This window comes from Halomonas sp. ANAO-440, assembly GCF_019915905.1.
GTDB lineage: Bacteria > Pseudomonadota > Gammaproteobacteria > Pseudomonadales > Halomonadaceae > Halomonas > Halomonas chromatireducens.
Window position 1 is genome coordinate 1 of the sequence record NZ_JAHXBV010000022.1, and the last position, 21,451, is coordinate 21,451.

21 protein-coding genes and 1 pseudogene are annotated in these 21,451 nt (G+C 61.2%); 10 read left to right on the forward strand and 12 right to left on the reverse strand.

Translation table 11 applies throughout. The features are described 5' to 3' along the window. Nucleotides 1-81: 81 nt before the first annotated feature. Together KZO25_RS15350 and gntR are read left to right on the forward strand one after the other, a co-directional pair. Nucleotides 82-603, forward strand: a complete 522-nt coding sequence (locus tag KZO25_RS15350; protein ID WP_223137632.1) for a gluconokinase — start codon at nt 82-84, stop codon at nt 601-603. A 98-nt stretch (nt 604-701) separates the two neighbouring features. Beyond that, nucleotides 702-1,697 (forward strand): gluconate operon transcriptional repressor GntR, encoded by a 996-nt coding sequence (gene gntR / locus KZO25_RS15355; protein WP_223137633.1) that lies wholly within the window; start codon nt 702-704, stop codon nt 1,695-1,697. 35 nt (nt 1,698-1,732) lie between these two features. Here the strand turns inward: gntR and KZO25_RS15360 are convergent, their stop codons facing one another. After that, complete coding sequence (locus KZO25_RS15360; protein WP_223137634.1) at nt 1,733-2,143, reverse strand: RidA family protein; 411 nt, start codon at nt 2,141-2,143, stop codon at nt 1,733-1,735. Between the two features lie 170 nt (nt 2,144-2,313). On the opposite strand from KZO25_RS15360, the gene KZO25_RS15365 reads away from it, so the two are divergent. Further along, nucleotides 2,314-3,714, forward strand: coding sequence for a bifunctional enoyl-CoA hydratase/phosphate acetyltransferase (locus tag KZO25_RS15365; RefSeq protein ID WP_262489060.1), 1,401 nt, complete (start codon nt 2,314-2,316; stop codon nt 3,712-3,714). After that, nucleotides 3,714-4,940 (forward strand): acetate/propionate family kinase, encoded by a 1,227-nt coding sequence (locus tag KZO25_RS15370; protein WP_223137636.1) that lies wholly within the window; start codon nt 3,714-3,716, stop codon nt 4,938-4,940. Before KZO25_RS15365 ends, KZO25_RS15370 begins: the two co-directional genes overlap by 1 nt. A gap of 22 nt (nt 4,941-4,962) precedes the next feature. On the opposite strand, the gene KZO25_RS15375 is transcribed toward KZO25_RS15370, so the two are convergent. Then, nucleotides 4,963-6,357 (reverse strand): PLP-dependent aminotransferase family protein, encoded by a 1,395-nt coding sequence (locus KZO25_RS15375; protein ID WP_223137637.1) that lies wholly within the window; start codon nt 6,355-6,357, stop codon nt 4,963-4,965. Nucleotides 6,358-6,453: 96 nt separating this feature from the next. Here KZO25_RS15375 and KZO25_RS15380 point away from each other — a divergent pair, with 96 nt between their 5' ends. Further along, nucleotides 6,454-7,056, forward strand: coding sequence for a LysE family translocator (locus KZO25_RS15380; RefSeq protein WP_223137638.1), 603 nt, complete (start codon nt 6,454-6,456; stop codon nt 7,054-7,056). A gap of 3 nt (nt 7,057-7,059) precedes the next feature. On the opposite strand, the gene KZO25_RS15385 is transcribed toward KZO25_RS15380, so the two are convergent. The 5 genes from KZO25_RS15385 to KZO25_RS15405 all read right to left on the reverse strand — a co-directional run bounded on the left by KZO25_RS15385 (nt 7,060) and on the right by KZO25_RS15405 (nt 12,196). Next, on the reverse strand, nt 7,060-8,772 hold the full coding sequence (locus tag KZO25_RS15385) for an acyl-CoA dehydrogenase family protein (protein WP_223137639.1): 1,713 nt from the start codon (nt 8,770-8,772) through the stop codon (nt 7,060-7,062). Then, nucleotides 8,769-9,440: a TetR/AcrR family transcriptional regulator gene (locus tag KZO25_RS15390; protein ID WP_223137640.1), complete on the reverse strand. Its 672-nt coding sequence runs from the start codon at nt 9,438-9,440 to the stop codon at nt 8,769-8,771. The genes KZO25_RS15385 and KZO25_RS15390 overlap by 4 nt, the downstream gene beginning before the upstream one ends. 87 nt (nt 9,441-9,527) lie before the next feature. Continuing rightward, nucleotides 9,528-10,478, reverse strand: a complete 951-nt coding sequence (locus KZO25_RS15395; RefSeq protein WP_066448380.1) for a threonine/serine dehydratase — start codon at nt 10,476-10,478, stop codon at nt 9,528-9,530. Between the two features lie 110 nt (nt 10,479-10,588). Beyond that, entirely contained in the window at nt 10,589-11,185 is a 597-nt protein-coding gene (locus KZO25_RS15400; RefSeq protein WP_223137641.1) for an exopolysaccharide biosynthesis protein, read from the reverse strand. A gap of 105 nt (nt 11,186-11,290) precedes the next feature. Continuing rightward, nucleotides 11,291-12,196, reverse strand: a complete 906-nt coding sequence (locus tag KZO25_RS15405) for a cation diffusion facilitator family transporter (RefSeq protein ID WP_223137642.1) — start codon at nt 12,194-12,196, stop codon at nt 11,291-11,293. Nucleotides 12,197-12,364: 168 nt separating this feature from the next. Here KZO25_RS15405 and KZO25_RS15410 point away from each other — a divergent pair, with 168 nt between their 5' ends. Further along, nucleotides 12,365-14,038, forward strand: coding sequence for a methyl-accepting chemotaxis protein (locus KZO25_RS15410; protein ID WP_223137643.1), 1,674 nt, complete (start codon nt 12,365-12,367; stop codon nt 14,036-14,038). A gap of 36 nt (nt 14,039-14,074) precedes the next feature. Here the strand turns inward: KZO25_RS15410 and KZO25_RS15415 are convergent, their stop codons facing one another. Together KZO25_RS15415 and KZO25_RS20175 are read right to left on the reverse strand one after the other, a co-directional pair. Beyond that, entirely contained in the window at nt 14,075-14,404 is a 330-nt protein-coding gene (locus tag KZO25_RS15415) for an Lrp/AsnC family transcriptional regulator (RefSeq protein WP_262489064.1), read from the reverse strand. A 3-nt stretch (nt 14,405-14,407) separates the two neighbouring features. Next, a pseudogene (locus tag KZO25_RS20175) lies at nt 14,408-14,773 on the reverse strand (Lrp/AsnC family transcriptional regulator); the annotation flags it as partial. Here KZO25_RS20175 and KZO25_RS15420 point away from each other — a divergent pair. Then, entirely contained in the window at nt 14,669-15,877 is a 1,209-nt protein-coding gene (locus KZO25_RS15420) for a methionine gamma-lyase (RefSeq protein WP_223137644.1), read from the forward strand. The pseudogene KZO25_RS20175 and the gene KZO25_RS15420 sit on opposite strands and share 105 nt — an antisense overlap. A 22-nt stretch (nt 15,878-15,899) precedes the next feature. Here the strand turns inward: KZO25_RS15420 and KZO25_RS15425 are convergent, their stop codons facing one another. Next, nucleotides 15,900-16,106 (reverse strand): DUF1289 domain-containing protein, encoded by a 207-nt coding sequence (locus tag KZO25_RS15425; protein WP_223137645.1) that lies wholly within the window; start codon nt 16,104-16,106, stop codon nt 15,900-15,902. A gap of 249 nt (nt 16,107-16,355) precedes the next feature. Here KZO25_RS15425 and KZO25_RS15430 point away from each other — a divergent pair, with 249 nt between their 5' ends. Beyond that, nucleotides 16,356-17,705 (forward strand): cytochrome P450, encoded by a 1,350-nt coding sequence (locus KZO25_RS15430; protein ID WP_223137646.1) that lies wholly within the window; start codon nt 16,356-16,358, stop codon nt 17,703-17,705. Between the two features lie 21 nt (nt 17,706-17,726). Here KZO25_RS15430 and KZO25_RS15435 read toward each other — a convergent pair whose 3' ends face one another. Beyond that, nucleotides 17,727-18,224 (reverse strand): helix-turn-helix domain-containing protein, encoded by a 498-nt coding sequence (locus KZO25_RS15435; protein WP_262489061.1) that lies wholly within the window; start codon nt 18,222-18,224, stop codon nt 17,727-17,729. On the opposite strand from KZO25_RS15435, the gene KZO25_RS15440 reads away from it, so the two are divergent. Beyond that, a complete protein-coding gene (locus KZO25_RS15440; RefSeq protein WP_223137647.1) occupies nt 18,219-18,716 on the forward strand; it encodes a DUF2938 domain-containing protein in 498 nt (165 codons plus the stop codon). The two genes, KZO25_RS15435 and KZO25_RS15440, sit on opposite strands and share 6 nt — an antisense overlap. 58 nt (nt 18,717-18,774) lie before the next feature. On the opposite strand, the gene KZO25_RS15445 is transcribed toward KZO25_RS15440, so the two are convergent. Beyond that, on the reverse strand, nt 18,775-20,304 hold the full coding sequence (locus KZO25_RS15445; RefSeq protein ID WP_223137648.1) for a GGDEF domain-containing protein: 1,530 nt from the start codon (nt 20,302-20,304) through the stop codon (nt 18,775-18,777). A gap of 224 nt (nt 20,305-20,528) precedes the next feature. On the opposite strand from KZO25_RS15445, the gene KZO25_RS15450 reads away from it, so the two are divergent. Then, nucleotides 20,529-21,359: an AraC family transcriptional regulator gene (locus KZO25_RS15450; protein WP_223137649.1), complete on the forward strand. Its 831-nt coding sequence runs from the start codon at nt 20,529-20,531 to the stop codon at nt 21,357-21,359. Nucleotides 21,360-21,451 lie beyond the last annotated feature (92 nt).

Consider the following 21,451-nt stretch of genomic DNA (forward strand, 5'->3'; position numbering starts at 1 on the left):
TGATCCTGATCGCCTTCCCCGGCATCGTCACCTGGCTGCCCGATATCACCGCCGTGCGCGGAAACTGACCGGGAGGCTTCCGTGAAGGCAACTTCGTATCGCATCCTGGTCATGGGCGTCTCCGGCTCGGGGAAGTCGCACATCGGGCGGTTGCTGGCCGAGAGTCTGGGGGTCGATTTCATCGACGGTGACGGCTATCACTCGCCTGGGAACATCGAAAAGATGGGCCGTGGCGTGCCCCTCACCGATGCGGATCGTCAGGAGTGGCTCGACACCCTGGCCGGCCTGTTTGACGAACATCGACGGCGCAATGAGTCGGTGGTGATTGCCTGCTCCGCGCTGAAGGCGCGATATCGGGACATATTGCGCCAGGGAGAGCCGGCGCTGGCCATTCTCTACCTGCGGGGTGACCGCGATCTGCTGCTTGAGCGTCTGTCTACGCGGCGGGGCCATTTCTTCAAGGGCGATAGCATGCTGGATAGCCAACTGGCCGACCTGGAGCCGCCCGATGATGACGAGGCACTGGGGTTGGACATCTCGCTGCCGCCGGAAACGATTGCCGGTGAATTCGCGCGTTGGCTAAGGCAGCATGAAATGTCGTGACGCCAGGCCGGGTAATGCTGTCGGAGCATGAATGGTTTAAGGTATTCGGCTCTGAGCCGACCCCTTGCTCAGGATACTCACCAGCAGGCCGGGACGCCGTGAAGAAAAAACGCCCAACACTCCAGGATATCGCCGACCGCGTCGGTGCGACGAAGATGACCGTCAGCCGTGCCCTGCGCGACCCGACCACCGTCTCCGAAGGACTGTGTGAGCGCATCTTCGCCGCGGCGGAGCAGGTCGGCTATATCCCCAATCGTGCTCCCGACCTGCTCTCCCGGGCAACGAGCCACTCCATTGGCGTGCTGGTACCGTCGTTGACCAACCAGGTGTTTGCCGATGTGCTGGTCGGCATTGAGGAGGTCACCGAGCCCCTCGGCTATCACTTGATGCTTTCCCACTACGGTTACAGCCAGGAGCTTGAAGAGCGCAGCCTGGCGTCACTGCTCTCCTATAACGTTGACGGGGTGATTCTCACCGACAGCCTGCATACCGCCCGCACCTGCCGAATGCTGGAAACTGCCGGCATACCAACCGTGGAGATCATGGATTCACTGACACCGCCGCTGCACCAGGCGGTGGGCTTCGATAATGTCCGCGCCGGCTATGACATGATCAGCGAGATGGTGCGACGCGGACGGCGCCATATCGTTTACTTGGCCGTGCGCTTGGACGAGCGCACCCGCCAGCGCGAACAGGGCTATCGTCAGGCGATGGAAGAGCATGGACTGCAGCCCATCACCCTACAGCGGAGCCAGCGTTCGTCCTATAGTGTGGGAGCCGCGCTGTTGGATGAAATTCTGGCAGAGCATCCCGAAACCGATGGCATATTCTGTACCAACGACGATGTCGCCGTCGGCGCCTATTTTGAGTGCCTGCGCCGTGGTATCCGGGTGCCGAAGCAGATGGCTATCGCCGGCTTCCATGGCCACGACGTGGGTCAGGTGATGTCACCGCGGCTGGCGAGTGTCATCACCCCGCGTCAGGCGATCGGGCACAGGGCGGCCAGTGAGCTGCTCAATCGTATCCACGGTAATGCCATGGGTGAGGCCGTGATCGACCTTGGGTATACGGTCGAGCCTGGCATGACGCTTTGAGGCTGCTTCGATGCCGCTGCGGCCGGTGAGCCTGATCAGCGTTTGTTGTCTGTGTCCTTTTCTCCAGGGCGGCGGGCAACAAGGGTTATCTCCACGTTCGAGGAACCGCTGAGGCGTGCCGATTCGGTACAGGTCCGGGCCGGGTAGCGATGGCCTTCGAAGAACTCGGCATAGGCCGCATCCATGGTGTGAATCGTATCCAGGTTTGTCAGGTGAATGTCCACTCTCACGGTATGTGCCAGGCTCGCGCCGGCGTATTCCAGCATGCGTGCCAGGCGTCGCATGACCCACCGGGTCTCTTCGGCAATGTCGCCCACCACCGATTCGCCACCCTGAATATCGGTAACCGTCAGTCCCGATAGAAAGATGTAACCGTCATCCATGACGATGTGGCTCCCGGGAAAGACAGGCACGGCGAGAGTGGGGTCGTTGAGATACTGATGCATGTTGTATTCCCCGTGATTTGCATAACTCACTCACTATAGTTGGACAGTTAACCGCATGCGCAAGTCGGCTCATAGCTTGATATCGGTCATATAGTTGGGGATAAACACTGACAGGATTTGCTGCGCCGCAGTATGCTGGGATGAACGAAACACAAGGAGACTTAGGGCTTATGGACAGCAGTGACCAGATCGAGAATCGGACATTCGACGAGATCGAGCCAGGCGAGAGCGCATCGATCGAGAAGCGACTTACGCTGGATGACATCAAGCTGTTTGCCATCATGTCGGGAGACATCAACCCGGCCCATCTTGATGACGACTTTGCCAAGAGTACCCGGTTCCAGGAAGTCGTCGCCCATGGCATGTGGGGTGGGGCCCTGATTTCCACCGTGCTCGGCACCGAGCTGCCGGGTCCTGGGACGATCTACCTGGGACAGACCCTGCGCTTTCTCAAGCCGGTGAGGCTAGGCGATGTGCTGCGAGTCAGCGTTCGTGTACGCACCAAGGATGAGCAGCGCAAGCGTATCGTCTTCGACTGTCGCTGTACCAACCAGAATGGCGATACGGTGATCGAAGGCGAGGCAGAGGTACAGGCGCCCACCGAGAAGATTCGTCGCACTCGTACCGTGTTGCCGCAGATTCGCATGGCCGAGCGAGCGCGACTGCATGAGATGCTGGCGGCGGCGGAGCATCCCGAGCCGGTCGATATGGCCGTGGTGCATCCGGTGGACGAGGTCTCGATCCTGGGGGCTGCCGAGTCGGCCCGCCAAGGACTGATTCGGCCGGTACTGGTGGGGCCCGAGATGAAAATCCGTGCCGCCGCCGAGGCGGCTGGCATCGATATTGCCGAGTTCGAACTGGTCGATGTCCCCCACAGCCATGCGGCAGCCGCCGAAGCGGTTGCCATGACCCGCTCCGGCAGGGTGGGGGCGCTGATGAAAGGGGCGCTGCACACCGAGGAGCTGCTTCATGAAGTGGTCAAGCGCGACACGGGGCTGCGAACCGAGCGCTGCTTGAGCCATGTGATGGCCTTCGACGTGCCTACCTATCCGCGGCCACTGTTCATCACCGATGCCGCGATCAATATCTACCCTACGCTGGCCAACAAGATGGATATCGTCCAGAACGCCATCGACCTGGCCCACGCACTGGGTAACGCCAACCCCAATGTGGCAATACTTTCGGCGGTTGAAACCGTCAACCCCAAGATCGCCTCTACCCTGGAAGCCGCTGCGCTGTGCAAGATGGCCGAGCGGGGACAGATACGTGGCGGAACCATCGACGGTCCGCTGGCCTTCGACAATGCCGTTTCCGAGGCTGCTGCTGCCGCCAAGGGGATCGTCTCGCCGGTGGCGGGTCGGGCGGATATCCTGGTGGCACCGGATCTCGAATCAGCCAACATGCTGATGAAACAGCTGACCTACCTGGCCGATGCCACCGGCGCCGGCCTGGTGGTGGGGGCGCGGGTGCCCATCGTGCTCACCAGCCGTGCCGACGACGCCATCACCCGTATGGCTTCCTGCGCCCTGGCGCTGCTGGTGGCCGAGTACAAGAAGCGGGAGCACGGCTGATGCGAGAGATACTGGTCATCAACAGCGGCTCCTCCAGCATCAAGTTCGCCCTGTTCGGCGCCACGTCAGAGGCCCAGCCGAAGGACCTGCAGCTGCGCTACCGCGGCCACTTTGCCGGGCTCGGCAGCCAGGCTCGACTGAGCCTCAAGGATGGGGAGGGCGAGGCGCTGGACCCTGACTTGGCCGGCTCTGCGCTGAGCGAAGTGCCAGCCGATCTCGACCACGATGGGGCGCTGTCCAAGCTGCTGGCCTGGATCGAGGCGCACCCGGATCTCGGCGATATCGGTGCGATAGGGCATCGCATCGTGCATGGCGGCCGCGACTACGTCGAACCAATTCGCCTCGACGCCGACTCGCTGGATGCCCTCGAGGCACTGGTGCCGCTGGCGCCACTGCACCAGCCCTACGGCCTGGCGCCGGTTCGTGCCCTTGCGACACTTCGGCCCGACCTGCCCCAGGTGGCCTGCTTCGACACCGCCTTTCATGCCGACCAGCCCGGCGTGGCTCGGACCTTTCCCCTGCCGCGGCGGTATCGCGACGCCGGGGTCATCCGCTACGGCTTCCACGGGCTCTCCTACGACTACATCAACCGTTCCCTGAACGACCGGATACAGCCGACGCATGGTGGCGAAGCAAGGGCGGGTAGGGTGATCGTCGCCCACCTGGGCAACGGGGCCAGCCTCTGCGCCATTCGTAACGGCAAGAGCGTGGCTTCCACCATGGGCTTCACCGCCGTGGAAGGGCTGATGATGGGCACCCGCAGCGGCAGCCTCGATCCGGGGCTGGTATTGCATCTGGTCCTTCAGGAAGGCATGCCGCCCGAAGCCGTTCAGCAGATGCTCTACAAGGAGTCCGGCCTGCTCGGGCTCTCAGGCATCAGCGGCGACATGCGCGAACTGTTGCAGAGCGATGCACCCGAGGCGGCCGAGGCTATCGAACTGTTCGTCTACCGTATCGTCAGCGAGATCGGCAGCCTAGCCGCCGCCCTCGGTGGGCTCGACCACCTGGTGTTCACCGCCGGGATCGGCGAACGGGCCGCCCCGGTACGTGCTGCGGTGGTGGAAGGCTGCCAATGGCTGGGGGCAGCCCTCGACCCGGCTGCCAATCAGGCCGATGCTCCCAACATCGCAGCGGCAAACAGCCGGGTGGGCCTGTGGGTGATACCCACCGACGAGGAGCGCATGATCGCCTGGCATGCGTCAGCCCTTCTGGACCAACGCGCCTGACCCTGAGGCGAGACGTCGTCGCTCACACCATGCGCCAAGGCGCGGCGGGGGGCTCATTCAACAGCTCCACCAGGATATCCAACGCCTTGGCCAGTGCCTCCCGTGATGGGGCGGCACTGAGACACAGACGCAGCGCCTGGGGAGCGGGCTCGCTGCCGACGCAGAAGGGTTCGGCGCTGGTGACCAGGACGTCGCGTCGTGCCAGTGCTTCCTGCAGCACTGCGCTGCGCAGCCCTTCCGGTAATGGCAGCCACAGGTTGGCGCCATGGGGGCGGCCGCCGACGTCGAAGCCGGTGAGCATCTCCCGGGCAAGTGACTGACGCTCCCCCAATTCCCGTGTTTGCCAGTCGAGCAGCGTCGTGTTGTCATCGCTTGCCACCCAGCGACACACGGCCTCTACCATCAGCGAGGGCACCATCCAACTTTGGGCACGCAGTGCCGCGGCGAGGCGCTCCCGCAGCGCGGGCGGGGCCAGCAGGGTCCCGATGCGCAGCCCGCCGGCCAGCACCTTGGCGGTACTGAAGATGAACAGGGTTCGCTCCGGTGCCAGGCGATAGAGTGGCGTTCCGCGCTCCTGTTCCGGCAGGTACTGAACACCGTCCTCCAGGATCAGGAAATCATGCCGGCGGGCCAACTCGACCAGGCGCTCGCGGCGATTCTGGCTGAGTACCGTGCCGGTGGGATTGTTCTGGTCCGGCGTCAGATAGATCAGTCGGGGCTGCTGCTGGGTGCAGAGGCGGGCCAAGGCCTCCATGTCCATGCCTTCGGCGTCCATGGGAACGCCCACCACCTTGAGATGCGACTGCTGGGCAGCGTCGATCAGCCCCGGATAGGTAAGCACATCGGCAGCGATGCGTTCGCCCGGGCGTGTCAGGGCCTGCAGGGCCAGGCTGATGCCGTGCTGCCCGCCCTGGGTAATCAGCAGTTCCTCGCCTTCGACAGGCATGCCCAGGTTTGTCATCCAGGCTGCCAACTGCTCGCGGTGGGCAGGAATGCCGCGCTCGGACTGGAACGCCACGGCGCGCTGAAGCACTTCGTCGTCCTTGGCGATACCCTTTAGCGCTCTGCCCAGGGATGCGGCACGCAGTGGGTGAGGCGGTGGCAGGCTGAGGCTGAGATCGATCGTGCCGGCATCCATGGGGTGGCTGTGCCGCAAGGGTGTCATTGGCGAGGTATCGCCATTGCGCACATAGGTGCCACTGCCTATCCGAGCGGTTACCCAGCCCTGGCGTTCGGCCTCGGCATAGCCGCGGGTCACCGTTCCCACGGTGACACCAAGCGAGTCGGCCAGCCGCCGCTGGGGTGGCAGGCGCTGACCCGGCGCCAGTTCACCGGCCTGTATCGCCCGGGCAATGGCATCGGCGATGCCACGGTAGCGGGGGCCTTGGGTCGTGATGGTGGGGTGCCAGATTGTCATGGTGACAATAAAACCTTTGACGCCATAATTGTGCCCATTATGCTGGGAAGTGTGCGCGAATCCAACCAATATAGGCAATATTGTAGGGATACAATAATGGAAGCTTTGGCGTTACTGGGGCCGGCGGCCCTCTACATGATTTCCATGACCATCACCCCCGGGCCGAACAACGTCATGCTGACGGCCTCGGGGGCCAACTACGGCTTCATGCGCACCCTGCCGCATATCTTCGGCATTCTGGGGGGCTGTTTCCTGCTTTTCGCCGGTATCGCACTGGGGCTGGGGCTGGTCTTCGAGCGCTACCCGCTGGTCCAGACCACCCTGCGTATCGTGGGCAGCGGCTACCTGCTCTACCTCGCCTGGAAGATCGCCACGGCACCGCCGCCCGATCTGCGCCGTCGTGGCGAAGGGCGACCGCTGAGCTTCTGGCAGGCAGCGGCCTTCCAGTTCGCCAATCCCAAGGCCTGGGTCATGGGGCTGGCGCTGATGGCGGGCTTCCTCCCCCAGGGCGGCGATACGGTCATGAACGCCTTGATGCTTGCAGGCTTCGCCGAACTGGTGGCGCTGCCTTGCATTGCGCTGTGGGCAGGGTTCGGCACTGCCATCGGCCGCTGGCTACAAACACCGCGGGCGTGGCGCATATTCAATGGTGTCATGGGCGGGCTTACCGCGGCCTGCGTCTACTTCATCCTGAAATGAGCCTTAACTCGCCACGATAGCCCGTTCCACGATTCGCCATGCAGCGGCTTTGTCGATACTCATCGCTAGTGTGCCAAAGTGCGAGCCCCAGGCGCTGCTTAGGTTGGCACAGCGGGTGTCGAGGAAGGTATCGATTACCTCCTGGCTGCCGTAGCGCATCAGTTCTGCTGCCTGCACTACGCGTGCTACGGCCTCGGTCATGGGGCGTGCCAAGAACTCATCCAGCAGTGCTTCGTTGACGAGTCTCCGTGTGTACTGCACCAATCCATCGAAGCGCTCGTCCTGGCCGGTCAGTGGTGCCAGCTCATCAAAAAGAGCGTCGATGCTACGAGAGTCCTTGAGCATGGCGCGGCGAACGTCCATGCACATCATATTGGCTGTGCCTTCCCATACGCTGTTGAGCGGCGCCTCGCGATACAGGCGAGCCATGGGATTTTCCTCGATGAAGCCGTTACCGCCATGGCACTGCAGCGCTTCGTTGGCGATTGCCGGCGCCCGAGAGCAGTTGAAGTACTTCGCTGCCGGCGTGGCGATTCTAGCCAACATCCTCTCGTGCTCGTTGTGCTCCAACTGGTCGGTCGCCTTGGCTACGCGCAGCGCCATCAGCGTCGCGGCTTCAACTTCAACTGCCATGTCTGCCAGTACATTGGTCATCATGGGTCGAGCTGCGATGCTGGTGCCAAACGCACTACGCGTGGTGGTGTGCTGCAAAGCCAGAGTCAGGGCCTGTCGCATCAACCCCGCAGAGCCCACCGCGAAATCGAGCCGTGTCAGGTGAGCGTGTGAGAGAATTTCGCGGATTCCCTTGCCCTCCTCACCGACTCGAATTGCCAGCGTGCCCGCATACTCCACTTCGCTGGAGGCGTTAGAGCGGTTGCCGGCCTTGTCTTTCAGCCGCTGGATATAGAAGCGGTTATGGCTACCGTCGGGGAGCGTGCGGGGCAGGAAGAAGCAGGTGACCTCGTCGCCCACCTTGCCGAGGGTGAAGAAACCGTCCGACTGCGGTACGGAGCAGAACCATTTGTGCCCGGTCAACTCGTACCAATGCGCCGTTGCTCCATGGTAATGGGAAGATTCGACAAACCGGGCGGTGGTTTGCGTCTCGCGCAGATCGGATCCACCTTGCTTTTCGGTCATGGCGTAACCGATGACCACCGAGGGCTTCTCGGCCACTTCCCGGCGGCTGAACTCATATTCGGTGCCCTTGGTTTTTTCAGCCCAGATAGCCAGCGCGGGTTCGCTTTGGAAACCGGCAACGGCCGCATAGGCCATGCCTGTAGGGCAGGCAGTTCCGTGTTCCACTTGATTCCACAGGTAGGAGAGTGCCGCTCGAGCGAAGTGGCTGCCGGGTGCATTGCTGCGCCAGGCCAAGTTCGGTACTTCGTGCTTCCAGGCGAGCGCCATCAACTCGTGCCAACTGGGATGAAACTCCACCCAGTCGATGCGGTTTCCGAAGCGGTCGTGGGTTTTGAGCTCCGGGAGGTGACGATTGGCGAGTCGTGCCAGTTCCTGCACGGTGTCGTCTCCGGCCACGGCGCCTAAGGTTTCGCAGTGGGTCTGAGCCCAAGGCGCCTCACGGGCAATGGCAGCGCTGAGTACAGTGTCGCCAGTGAAAGCATTGAAGCCGCAGGCGGGTTGGGCCTGGTTGCGTACCACATGGGTGTTATAGCGGCTGGAAGGGGAGCCGGCGGATGCCATATCGAGGAGCTTGTTCATGTTGTTCTCCTGGGGAGTTGTCGTACCGTATTCGGAGCAGGTGCCACGCTTGTACAGGCCAGCGTAGCGATCTGGTCGGCCAGAGCTGCCACTTCGCGCTGATAGCTATCCGTATCCTGATGTTGCTGTTGACTGAATGGAGACAGCGGGCCAATCAGGGCTTCCATGAAGCCACCAACAATCACGGAGGCGGCAATGTCCGATCGAATGTCGCTGCGCATCTCTGCACTGGACTGGCCTGTTGCGATGATCATGCGCACCACTTCACTGATGGCGGCACGGTAGGTCATTCGCTCGGCGTCGATGGCCTTGTCGCATGGCTCTGCGATCAGCGCATACGCAAGGCGGGGGTTGCGCATGGCACGGCATACGAAGTTCGAGATGGCTGAATGCAGCCGAACGGATGCCGAGGCCTCGCTGGCGGCAATCTCACTCATCACATCCACTTCGCGTTGTGAAACCTTCGACAGCACTTCGGTAAAAAGGTCGGCTTTGGAGGGGAAGTAACGATACACCGTGCCGGTGGCAATGCCTGCTACTGCTGCCACGTTGGCAACCTGAGCTTCTTTCCAGCCGCCTTCGCTGACGAGCGTTCTAGCGGCCCTCAAAATGCGGCTGCGATTATCCTGCAGGCGAGCCTCCACGGAGGGAGTCTGTCGATAGGCCATAAGGAATGAATCCAGGTTCATGAATGAAATGAACTGTAATTCATCTCTTGCGGAGCTGCAATCTTGTCCCCGGCTGACCTTTGCCGCTCAGTTAAGAAATTCTCCCAATTCCTCGCCGCTCATATTGCCTCCGGTGATCACCACCACGATATCCCCGCGGGGCGGCAGTTCCACTGCGTTCTCAAGCAGGGCGGCGACACCCACTGCGGCACCGGGCTCGGCCAGCAGCTTGGTCTGATAGATCAGGTGTGTCATGGCGCGGCGGATGGCACCTTCCCCTACGCTTGCCAGCTCCTGGGTATTGGCCAGGCACAGCGGGTAGGTGTAATCGCCGACCACGGCGGCGGCCAGGCTCTTGGCGCAGGTGGCCACCTGCGCCAGCGGGGCCGGTGCGCCGCTGGCCCAGGCATGGGCCATGCTGGCAGCCCCGCTCGGCTCGACCCCGACCAGCGCGAGTTCAGGGCGCATTGCCGCCGTGACGACCCCGATGCCCGAAATCAGTCCGCCGCCGCCAACGGGGCAGACGATGACCGATGCCTTGGGCGCCTGTTCGAGAATTTCCAGCCCCACCGTACCCTGGCCGGCGATGATGCGCTCGTTGTCGTAGGGATGCACCAGCGTCAGCCCGCGCTCCTCGACCAGCTGATGCATCAGTGCCCAGGCGTCGTTGATATCGCCATGCAGGATCACCTCGGCCCCCAGCTCGCGGCTGCCCGTTACCTTGAAGCGACTGGCGTTCTCGGGCATCACGATGGTGACCGGTACACCCGCCTTGCGCGCCGCCCAGGCCAGGCCCAGCGCGTGGTTGCCGGCGGAGACGGCACCCAGGCCACCGGCAAGCTCCGCCCGGGAGGCCGTGCGTACCCAGTAGAGCCCGCCACGCGCCTTGAAGGAGCCGGTGCGCTGGAAGAGTTCACACTTGAACAGGACGCGTCGACCAAAGCGGTCGGACAAGGCGTGGTCGAGCAGCAGGGGCGTGGGAGAGAGCATCGGAGCAATGGAGGCTCTTGCCTGCTGGACTTGCTGCAAGTGAATCATATCTAACGACTACCCCTATGCTGGAGAACGAAAGCCGGGCTAGATAATTCAAGTTACGCCAGAAAGAGAGGGTAATGCCACACGGAGGAAGGCCAGTCAGACGGAGAGCGCTATATCAGATAGTGAATGATTCCTGCCAGTATCGTTCCCCAGACCAGAAAGCCAATAATCGCCAACACGCCATCCTTGGCTATCAGGGCGAGTCCGAATAGCGTGAGCGCCACCCCCGCTAAGTTCGCGGAGAAGGGCACGAATTCCATTGGTAGCATGGCCAAGGCTAGCATCAGGCAGGCCACTGCAATCAGCTGCATGCTCGACTTTCCCACCATGAAGGAGAGGCGTCGATACAGCATCCGGTCGACCAGTTGTGCCGGCTTGTGCATCCATTTCAGCCCCTTGCGTACCTTATTACTGTCGACGGTTCGATTTCGTAGCCAGGCGGGTAGCCAGAAGGTGCGCCGTCCGATGAGCATCTGTACGCAGACCAGCAATGTGAAAAGGCCCATCAGCGATGGGACTCCCGGGATGCCACTGATGACGGGTATGAGCGTCACCAGGCCTGCCAGCAGCAGCAGGGGGCCGAAGGAGCGTCGCCCCGCGGCTTCCAGCACTTCGTCGAAGCTGATTCGGCCTGAAGGTGACTCGATCGCCTCGATCACATCGATCAGTTCTGCCAGATTGTGAGGTTCCCTGGGTTCCTCTTCCATAGTGACTCCTGTCAGGGCCGAAGGCAGGTTCAGCATAGCCATTCCAGGACCATGGGCCGAATTCCGAGCCTGGCTGTGTCGGTAGCGCTGAGGCGCGGGGCCAGCCTACGCCCAGCGTGGGTCGGCGGTGAAGGCCACCGTGAACCAGCGCCGTTCCGGTGGAGGGCTCAGCTTCGCGGCAATCTCCTCGCGGATCTCGTCGAGCACCGCAATGCCTCGCCCGGCGGCAAACTCGGGGGTGGTGACGATATGGATCTCGATATAGTGGCCGCGACCCGCCTTGGCCACGTGGCTGAAGTACTCGACCAGCCCCTCGCGCTGCATCACGGGCTTCATGGCGGCATGCACTTCGCGGTCGATCTGGCTGGGGGCAATCAGGAAGACCTCCTTCAGGGCACGCCGCACAATGCCGATGGGCACCGGCATGAAACAGAAGGTCAGTATCATCAGCAGCAGCGAATCCACGTAGGGAGTCAGGTAGGCGTAGGCCGTCCGCTCAAGCCCCAGCGCTATGGAAAACGCCACCAGCAGTGAGGTGGTGATCAACGCTGCCATCAACCACCCCTGCATGTCGATACGCACGAATTCCGAATCCGCCCGGCGGTTGAGGCGTCGCTGATAGGCATACATGGTGAAGCAGATGATTGCCACCACCACGGCATAGACAATGGCGATATCGAAGGCGAGTTCTCGCCCTCCCTCCAGCAGCCCCTGAACCGCGTTGAGAAAGGCATAGAAGCACAGCAGCATCAGGATGCTGCCATTGAGCGCGGCGACCAACGGCTCCAGGTGCCAATAGCCGTGCTGAAAGCGCTGGCTGGCCTCGCGCATGGCAAGCCGGGCGACCACCAGGGCCAGTGCCGACATTGCTGCATCGATGGTCGAAAAGACGCCATCGAACAGGATCGACCGGGAACCGGCCAGCAGGCCGAAGGTAACCCCCATGGCAGAAACCAGCAGGGTCATGACGATTGAGATCTTGAGCGCACGCTGCTCGAGGGAGGCTTGCATGATGTTTTCTCGACGCGGAAACCTTCCATTGTAACTCAGCGCTGCAATAGGGACAGGGTGCCAATGGCCGGGTGGTATCGGAATTCCCTCAATTAATCGCTATCCGTGCCGATATATATAGAAATACAAGCGCCCCTGGTGGGCGCTGCTATCGCATGGGGGCAGTTCATGAAACATCTATCCATCAAGTGGAGCCTGACGGCAGCGCTGGCGGCACTGGTACTGATGATCGGCCTGATCAGCGGACTGGGCTTCTATTCCAATGCCACGAGCGAAGCGGCGCTGCATGACCTGACGGAAACCAACGTCAAGCTCTCCAATCTGGCTAATCGTGCTCAGGTAAATGTACTTCGGGCGCAGACGTTTCTGGATCGCTATGCCGCGCATAGCGCTCAGGGCAACCCCGAGCTTGGCCGTGAGAATCAGGAGATGGCCGTAGCGGCCGTGGAGACAGCCCAGGAACGTTTTGCCGAGTTCCAGCAGGTGCAGATTCCCGCGGCAGACCCCCGGGCGCCTTATGTCGAGGCCATCACCGACGCTTATGAAGCCTTCGTCACCGAAGGCCTCGTTCCCTTGCTCGACGCCGCACCCTTCCTGGTACAGCGCCGGCAGGATGAACTGGCCGAACTGGGGGCGGAGCTCGATGCTGCCATGGAGCGCTTCATCACCTACAGTGAGCAGCGTGGCGAGGCCGCCATTGCCCGAGTCGAAAGGCTGGACCAGAGCATAATGATGATTGCCATAGGCCTGTTGGTGCTGGCGCTAGGAGCGGCATTCCTCATTCGCTTCGCAATGATGCGTGTTGTGGTCACGCCGCTACGGGAAGCCGTTGCCCACTTCGAGCGTATTGCCGATGGCGACCTGACAGGTCGTATCGAGGACCGGGGCCGCAATGAAATAGGCCAGCTCTATACTGCCCTGGGAAATATGCAGGACAAGCTGAAGTCCCTGGTGCTCTCTCTACGCAGCAGTAGCGACAGCGTGTTCATCGGCGCCGGTGAGATCGCTTCTGGCAGCCAGGATCTTTCGTCGCGAACCGAAGAGCAGGCCTCGGCGCTGCAGCAAACCGCCTCCAGCATGGAGGAGATGGCCGCCACTGTCAGCAAGAACACCGAGACCTCCCTCGAGGCCGACCGGTTATCCACCAAGGCCTCTCAGACCGCCGAATCCGGAGGACAAGAGGTGGAGCGTACGGTGAAGCTGATGCGTGAAATCGCCGAGAGCGCGCGTCGCATCGACGATATCATCGGCGTCATCGACTCCATCGCCTTCCAGACCAATATCCTGGCACTCAACGCCTCCGTAGAGGCGGCCAGGGCCGGCGAGCAGGGCCGCGGTTTTGCGGTAGTGGCAAGCGAGGTTCGCTCGCTGGCCAGCCGCAGTGCAGACTCGGCCAAGGAGATCCGCGCTCTGATAGAAGAAACCACAACGCGAATCGCCAGCGGCGCTGAGCAGGCTGAACGCAGTGGCGAGACCATCAATGAAACCGTCGATTCGATACGGCTAGTGACCAGCCTGATGGGCGAAATCTCCACCGCCACTCAGGAACAGAACAGCGGCATCGAGGAGATCAATAGCGCCTTGACCGAGATGGACTCGGTAACCCAGCAGAATGCATCGCTGGTGCAGCAGACCAGCGCCGCAGCCGCGTCCCTGGAAGAGCAGTCCAAACGGTTGACTGGCCTGATCGCCACCTTCCGCATCGACGAACAGGGGGACACGGCACACCCGGCGTCCCACGCTTCACCTCAGGATGCTGAGCCGGAGAAGTTGCCTTCGCCGAAATCCGCCGGCAGTCGCAAGCGGGAGGTGGCTGTCACCGATGAATGGAGCGAGTTCTAAGCGAGCCGCCAGGCGACGGGTGTAGATCGCCCGGGATCAGCGAGGGGGAAGCGCCGGCAGCGATGGCGCTTGCTTGACCACGCCGAAAGCAAAACTGGTATCGATGGAGCCGATGCCGGGAATGGTGTGGAGGGTTTCGCGCATGAAGCGTTCGTAATCCTCCAGGCTTGCCGCCACCACCCGCAGCTGATAATCCCGCTGGCCGGTAAGGACGAAGCAATCGAGGATCTCGTCGATCTCCCTGACCCTGCGCTCGAAGCTTGTCACCGTCTCCGTGTCATGGCGTGCCAGTGAAATACGGGTAAACACGGTCAGCGGGTAGCCATAGGCCTTCTGATCCACGATAGCCGTATAGCCCCGAATCAATCCCTCCTCCTCCAGCCGCCGCACCCGCCTTAGACAAGGTGAAGGCGAGAGGTTTACCCGCTGTGCGAGTTCTTGATTGCTCAGTCGGCCATCCAGTTGCAGTTCATGAAGGATTTTTCGGTCGATTCGGTCCATGGCGTTTGCCCATTGGCAGATTGTTGCGTGATTGACTCTAAAGGCGCCATAAAAGGAAAGCAAATGCCTTGGTGAAGCGCCTAGGATTAGGGGTAGGGCACACCAACGCATCAGGGCAGGAGTCGAAGCATGTCGCACCGCAGGGAAACGCAGGACCAGGGCTTTGCCACGCGAGCCATTCACGAGGGATACGAGCCTCTGGACGAGCAAGGTGCGCTGACGCCGCCGGTGCATCTTACCTCCACCTTTGCCTTCGAGAGCGTCGAGCAGGGTGCGGCCCGTTTTGCCGGCGAAGCGCCAGGGCATTTCTACTCTCGCATTTCCAATCCCACCGTGGAGATTCTGGAAAAGCGTATGGCCAGCCTGGAGGGGGGCGAGGCGGGCCTTGCGACTGCTTCCGGCATGGGTGCGATTACTGCGCTGATGTGGAGCCTGCTGCGCCCGGGCGATGAACTGATTACGGACAACACTCTCTACGGCTGCACCCACGCCTTTTTCTATCACGGCCTGGCCGAGTTCGGTATCCATGTCAGACCCGTGGACCTATCCGACCCGGCCAAGCTGGAAGCCGTGATTAGTGACAAGACCCGTCTTGTCTATTTCGAAACCCCGGCAAATCCCACCATGCGACTGGTGGATATTGAAGCCATCAGCGAGATCGCTCATCGACACGGTGTCCAGGTGGCCGTGGACAACACTTACGCCACCCCGGCCATCACCAGGCCCATCGAGCGGGGAGCGGACTTCGTCGTCCATTCCGCCACCAAGTTTCTGGGGGGGCATGGCGATCTCGTTGCCGGTATCCTGGTAGGCAGCGAAGCGGATATGCTCAAGGTTCGCCTCACCGGGTTGAAGGATTTCACCGGTGCGGTGATGTCCCCCTTTACTGCCTTTCTGGTCATGCGCGGTATCAAGACCCTGGAGATACGCATGGCGCGCCAGTCAGCGTCCGCCCTGGAAGTGGCCCGCTGGCTGGAGAAGCACCCGAAGATCAAGCGTGTGTACTACCCCGGGCTCGAGAGTTTTTCCCAGTACCAGTTGGCCAGGCGGCAAATGAACGACTTTGGTGGTGTCATGGCCTTCGACCTGACTGGCGGGCTTGAGGCCGCCCGGCAGTTCATGAATCACCTCACGTTGATCTGCCGCGCTGTTTCCCTGGGCGATGCGGAAACGCTCATTCAGCATCCGGCCAGCATGACCCACTCCGTTCTCACACCGGAGGAGCGTGCCGAACACGGTGTTTCAGACGATCTGGTGCGCCTCTCGGTCGGGCTGGAAACCGTCGATGACATACTGGATGACCTATCCAAGGCCCTCGATAACCTGAAGGAAGCTTGACTGGCCGGGCCAGCCGAAACGTCTAGTCTTCCTCAGTTGGCGCCATCAGCTTCCGGGGTGGTGCCATTGTCTTCAGCCGTTGTTCGGCACGCTTAACGGTTGCCATCTTCTCGGGCCGCTTCATCGCCTTCCAGTGGCGTATCTCCTCCAGCGTTCTGCCACAGCCAACGCATAGCTCGCCCTGGAGCCGACAAACGGATACGCAGGGGCTCTCGATTTCCTTGACCATTTAGTGGATCACCGTGATTTCACGCGGTCTCTGCCAGTCGCCGCCGTCCATTTCGCAAACCTGTATCAATAAGGCATGCAACTGCCGCTCCCTCTTGCCGCGCCTCTGCTTGGCGATCATGTGGTCCCCAGTATGCTGGTATCTTTTTGAAACAAGGAATTACTTAAGGAGGCTCTTTCAAGCCCGCTGGCTAGCCTAGACTTGCCAACCAAGGGAGGCAAGACAAGCGGCAAAACAAAGGAGAGTGATATGTCTAAGGAAACGGATAAAGGCACGGTGCCCACGGCAAGCGTAGCCGAAACCCTGGCAGTGATGGGCGATGTCTTTGTGCCAAACATTGCCAAGGGCGTAATTATCCGGCGCCCCAAGGTGGTGGGCATGGCGGAGAAACTCGGCCTCGACAAGCGCGCTATTCAGCGTCTGCAGAAGCTCAACGAAAAGTATGGCTCCGGCCCTCTGATGCTGAACACACCGAACAGCAAGCCGATGGCGCTGATACTCGATCCCGACGATGCCAATCGTGTGCTCAACGAAACTCCCGAGCCGTTTGCCACCGCCGAATGGGCGAAGCGCAAGGCACTGGAGCACTTCGAACCGGATATGGCTCTGGTATCCCACGGGCCGGAGCGTGCGGAGCGTCGTCGTTTCAATGAGGAGGTGCTTCAAAGCGAGTGTCCCGTTCACGGCCTGGGAGCGCGTTTTGCCCAGGTAGTCGAACAGGAGGCCAATGACCTTCTTGCGCTTGTCGAGCAGTATGACGGCAAACTCGACTGGGACATGTTCGAGTCGACATGGAACCGAGTGGTACGCCGCGTGGTGCTGGGTGATAGCGCCCGCGACGACCAGCAGCTGACCGAGATGCTGGAAAAGCTGCGGTCAGCCGCTAACTGGGCCTTTTTCCACCCGGGGCACGACCGGGTAAAAGACGACTTCCACGAGCGCCTGTGCGCCTACCTGAAACGCGGGGAAGAGGGTAGCCTGGCTGCCGAGATCGCACGGGCACAGACTAACGAGATCACCCAGCCCGAGCATCAGGTGCCTCAGTATCTGTTCGCTTTCGACCCGGCGGGAATGGCTACATTCCGCGCCCTGGCGCTGCTGGCGGCTCATCCCGACCAGGCCGAACGGGCTCAGGGCGAGATTGCCGAAAATTCGGACAAGCCGGCACCGAAGCTAGACTACCTGCGCGCCTGCGTGCTGGAGTCACTGCGGCTATGGCCTACCACGCCAATGGTATTGCGCCAGACCACTGAGGCTACGCAGTGGGAGAGCGGCACCATGCCGGCCGAGACTTCGGTGTTGTTGCTTGCCCCATATTTCCATCGCGACGAGCGGGTTCTCAAGAATGCCAATCTATTCGACCCCGACCTGTGGCTTCAGCCGGGGGAGGCCGGGAATTGGCCGATGATGCCGTTCAGTGGTGGTCCCGGTATCTGTCCCGGCCGGCGGGTGGTGCTGACGGTAACCAGCAACATGCTGGCCAAGCTGCTGCAAGGGCGAGCATATCAATTGGATCCACCCGAACGGTTACTCAGTAGTAAGCCAATGCCGCCGTTGCTCAACAACTACGATCTGGCGTTCAAGGTCGACAACCGGTAAACCCTCGGCGAGCTAGGTTGGCTAATACACCTTTTGCTGCTTGCGCCGTTTCCGAGCCGGCCGTGCGGCATGGCGCAGCAGACGTCGAAAAGTTGGGCACTCGATATGGCTCGGGGCAGGGCAGGCGGCCGCGTGGCGCAAGCCATCTCGCATCGCTGTCAGCCGTCGAATGGTCCGGTCCAGTTCGTCTGCCTTGGCAATGAGCTGACCGCGATCGATATCGGGTCCGCCTTTGGTGCTGAACATGCCGCCGATTTCGTCCAGGGAGAAACCCGAGTTCTGGCCGAGCGCAATCAACGACAGCCGTTCCAGAACGTTTTCCGCGAACACTCGCCGTAAGCCGTGCCTTCCCACGGAGCAGATGAGCCCCTTTTCTTCGTAGTAACGCAGAGTAGAGGCCGGGAGCCCGGAGCGTCGGGCGACCTCTGCGATATCCAGAGTTTTCACACTTGACCTCAAGTTCACTTGAATTCGTATATTGAAACCTTCGGGGACAAAGGGGCAAGTTTCATCATGCATGAAGTACCTGAAATACTCCTGCATTCCGTGGCGATTGGCGTTGGCGCCACGCTGGTCATGGATTTCTGGGGATGGCTCCAGAAGCGTCTATTTCATGCGCCACCGCTCGATTACGCGCTGGTGGCGAGATGGCTAGGCCATTTCCCGCAAGGCCGGTTTCGGCACGCATCCCTCATGGCCGTGCCGCCAATCGTCGGAGAGCGTGCCTTGGGCTGGGTGGTGCATTACGCTATCGGCATCGTTTTTGCCGCCCTGCTGGTGTCGATTTGGGGGCTGGAGTGGGTTCGCGAACCAACGTTAGGGCCGGCTCTGATCGTTGGTGTCGGTACTGTCGTGGTGCCCTTTTTCATCATGCAGCCCGCCTTTGGTATCGGCATTGCCGGCTCGCGTACGTCGAAGCCGGCTATCATGCGACTGAAGAGCCTCGTTGCACATTTTTTCTTTGCCATTGGCCTCTTTCTCGCGGCGAAAGCCTGGGCGCTGCTGGTCTAGCTGACAACCATCTGGGGCTCTGTTGTGGTTGGCGTTTCGCCGGCTTTACAACACCGCCTCAGCCAGCAATTCTGTCTCTACGGCGCTGAGTCTTGTCGTCGTACATGCGATTGTCTGCCAGGCCAAGCACTTCCTGAGGGGCTACTTCGGTTGAGCTGGCACTACCCAGGCTAAGGCGCAACTCCACCTCCACGTTCGCACCATCCGTGCTGGGAATGATGCATCGTTGCCCTTCCAGATGGGTCCTGATCACATTTTCCAGTCGATTGGCGGCCGTCAGGTCTGCGGAAGGAAACAGGACGATGAATTCGTCACCACCGTAGCGCGCCAGTATGTCGCCGGTTCGACAATACGTCTTCAGGCGATCGGCTACCGTGGTGATGAGCTGGTCCCCTGCGACGTGTCCGTGACGGTCATTCACTTCCTTGAGTCCATCGACATCCATCATCAGCACGGCGAAGTCCAGCCCCGGCTGCTGGGCCTTGCCTTGAATGCTCTGCTGAAGCGCTGACTCGAAGAAGCCTCGATTATAAAGTCCGGTCAGCCCGTCGCGCTCTGCGGCTTGCTTCAGCGCCAGGTGCAGCAGCTTGTTCTCGGTGGCTGCCGCCAACTGGTCGACGAACAGGGTCAGCATCCGCTCCAATGCATCGTCCAGTCTGGATGCACGCACGATTAGCCAGCCTTCATACAGGCTGAGCCGGCCTGCCATGGACGTGGCATACAGCTGCTCGTCGTCGTCGCCGTCATTTAACTTGATGGTGCTGGCAGCCTGTTCGTGCAGCGATGCCAGAAGGCTGCCCAGGCGACGTTCGTCCTTCTGGCTCAGGGTGAGGCCGGCCACGGCGGCGTAGCGTGTTACCTCAGGGCGTTGGCGCTCTTGTAGAAAGACGGCAAACCCGTACTCCGGGAAGTCGGAGTGCAGATGTCTCAAGGAGTCGTCGAGCAGTGTATTGATGTCGTCGGCGCGGTTGGCAACGACACCGAGATCGAGAAGGGCATGAAAAACGCGGTTCTGGAACTTGATCTCCATGAAGCTGCGGCCAATCTGCCGATTCTGCCCGTACATGACCCAAGCGATTGCCAGCAAATAAATCAGTGCGCCGGATACCTGGTATATGTCCAGTGCGGGGCTGACGTAGGGCCGAAAATTGAATCCGGCCAGCAGGCTCCAGCCCAGGGCGCCGCTGATGAAAAGCCCCATTGATGAGGCCATTCGGCGTGGGCCGCCGACCACCATATTGTTCATGAAGCAGGCAAGACCGATGAACAGAGTGGCCACGACGTAGAAATCCAGCACGCTGCACCAAATGCCAAACAGCAGGCTGTCGAAGTACAGGTTCCTGAACTCGGCGCGCTTCGAGTCGTGAGCCAGGCAGGCATGGCCATAGGCCAATGCTGGCCACAAGAGCAGGAGCAGGCCCGGTAGAATCAGAGACCAGCCGCTGCCCTCTGCCAGGGCGATCCATACGGTGAGGCCGAAGGTATGACAAAAAGCGAACGTTCGCGGGGGCACCGTCGCCAGGGCGAGACGATGTGGACGCTTGAGCGATAACTGCGCCCGAGTTGACGGTGGCCTGGTATCGTACATGCCTGTCAGGGTCTCCTGTTATGCCCATGCAGGCAAGGCGACGTTGGTGCTGGGTCATTCGGCGGGTTAGCTTACGCCTTTCCTATATGCGAAAAATACACTCCCTTGCTCTGGCGTAGCAGTGAGCCACTGCCATGTAAAATCAGGCTGATGCTGCCATCATTACACCAAGACTAGTGCATCTGCCGATCGCAGCGACTGCATTTCTCGGAGCGAAGCCCACCATGACGTCCTTTACCAAGCCCCTGTTCTGGCGCGATGCGCGCATGCCACATGTGGAATTGCGCAAGGCTGAGGATGGCCGCAAGGTTTGCTACGCGCCGCACAGCCACGCCCAATGGTCGCTGGGGGCGGTGATCGAAGGGGAGAGCACCTTTCGCTACCGGGACGAGTGCTACCACATCAGCGCGGGTACCCTGGTGATGATGAACCCCGACTGGGTCCATGCCTGCAACCCCATCGACGACCGACCTTGGGCCTACCTGATGCTTTACGTGGATGCCGCCTGGCTTACCGAGCTTCGCCACCAGGCCGGGCTGTTGCAGAAACCGCGCTGGCAGAATATCGCCACCGCCGTGCTCCGTGAGCGTGAATGGTACGAAGGATACTGCCGCATGGCGGCGTGTCTGCTGGACCCGAGCCGAGCCTTGCTCGACAAGCAGACGGCGGTGGTCGAATATCTCTCCGCCCTGATGCATGAACTCGCCGGCCAGCCTGCCAGGCCAGGCGAACAGGTGCCATCCACCCTTCAGGCGCTGGCCTGTTACCTGGACCATCATGCGGCTGAGGAGATATCGCTCGATGCATTGTGTGAACGTAGCGGTTACAGCGCCGGCCACTTGATCCGCGCCTTCAAGCGTTACTTCGGCTTCACACCACACGCCTATCTGATCAACCGCCGCATTCAGCTGGGTCAACGCGCGCTGAAGGGCGGCACGCCGATTGCGGAGGCGGCACTGAACGCCGGATTCTCAGATCAGCCCCATTTTCAGCGCACCTTCAAGCGCATGGTGGCCGCCACGCCCAATCAGTATCGCCAGCCATCAATCGAATAGCAGGAACAGGCAACTGGCCGCCAGCAGTACAGCCAGCGTACGGTCGATGCCTGTCAAGCTTGTTGGAACCTGGAATCAGGCGGCTTCTAATC

Bases quoted from the DNA above. Each gene is read 5' to 3' on its own strand.
- KZO25_RS15360 (WP_223137634.1), bottom strand. From the start codon at position 2,143: ATGCATCAGTATCTCAACGACCCCACTCTCGCCGTGCCTGTCTTTCCC.
- KZO25_RS15365 (WP_262489060.1), top strand. From the start codon at position 2,314: ATGGACAGCAGTGACCAGATCGAGAATCGGACATTCGACGAGATCGAG.
- KZO25_RS15370 (WP_223137636.1), top strand. From the start codon at position 3,714: ATGCGAGAGATACTGGTCATCAACAGCGGCTCCTCCAGCATCAAGTTC.
- KZO25_RS15375 (WP_223137637.1), bottom strand. From the start codon at position 6,357: ATGACAATCTGGCACCCCACCATCACGACCCAAGGCCCCCGCTACCGT.
- KZO25_RS15380 (WP_223137638.1), top strand. From the start codon at position 6,454: ATGGAAGCTTTGGCGTTACTGGGGCCGGCGGCCCTCTACATGATTTCC.
- KZO25_RS15385 (WP_223137639.1), bottom strand. From the start codon at position 8,772: ATGAACAAGCTCCTCGATATGGCATCCGCCGGCTCCCCTTCCAGCCGC.
- KZO25_RS15390 (WP_223137640.1), bottom strand. From the start codon at position 9,440: ATGGCCTATCGACAGACTCCCTCCGTGGAGGCTCGCCTGCAGGATAAT.
- KZO25_RS15395 (WP_066448380.1), bottom strand. From the start codon at position 10,478: ATGATTCACTTGCAGCAAGTCCAGCAGGCAAGAGCCTCCATTGCTCCG.
- KZO25_RS15400 (WP_223137641.1), bottom strand. From the start codon at position 11,185: ATGGAAGAGGAACCCAGGGAACCTCACAATCTGGCAGAACTGATCGAT.
- KZO25_RS15405 (WP_223137642.1), bottom strand. From the start codon at position 12,196: ATGCAAGCCTCCCTCGAGCAGCGTGCGCTCAAGATCTCAATCGTCATG.
- KZO25_RS15410 (WP_223137643.1), top strand. From the start codon at position 12,365: ATGAAACATCTATCCATCAAGTGGAGCCTGACGGCAGCGCTGGCGGCA.
- KZO25_RS15420 (WP_223137644.1), top strand. From the start codon at position 14,669: ATGTCGCACCGCAGGGAAACGCAGGACCAGGGCTTTGCCACGCGAGCC.
- KZO25_RS15425 (WP_223137645.1), bottom strand. From the start codon at position 16,106: ATGGTCAAGGAAATCGAGAGCCCCTGCGTATCCGTTTGTCGGCTCCAG.
- KZO25_RS15430 (WP_223137646.1), top strand. From the start codon at position 16,356: ATGTCTAAGGAAACGGATAAAGGCACGGTGCCCACGGCAAGCGTAGCC.
- KZO25_RS15440 (WP_223137647.1), top strand. From the start codon at position 18,219: ATGCATGAAGTACCTGAAATACTCCTGCATTCCGTGGCGATTGGCGTT.
- KZO25_RS15435 (WP_262489061.1), bottom strand. From the start codon at position 18,224: ATGCATGATGAAACTTGCCCCTTTGTCCCCGAAGGTTTCAATATACGA.
- KZO25_RS15445 (WP_223137648.1), bottom strand. From the start codon at position 20,304: ATGTACGATACCAGGCCACCGTCAACTCGGGCGCAGTTATCGCTCAAG.
- KZO25_RS15450 (WP_223137649.1), top strand. From the start codon at position 20,529: ATGACGTCCTTTACCAAGCCCCTGTTCTGGCGCGATGCGCGCATGCCA.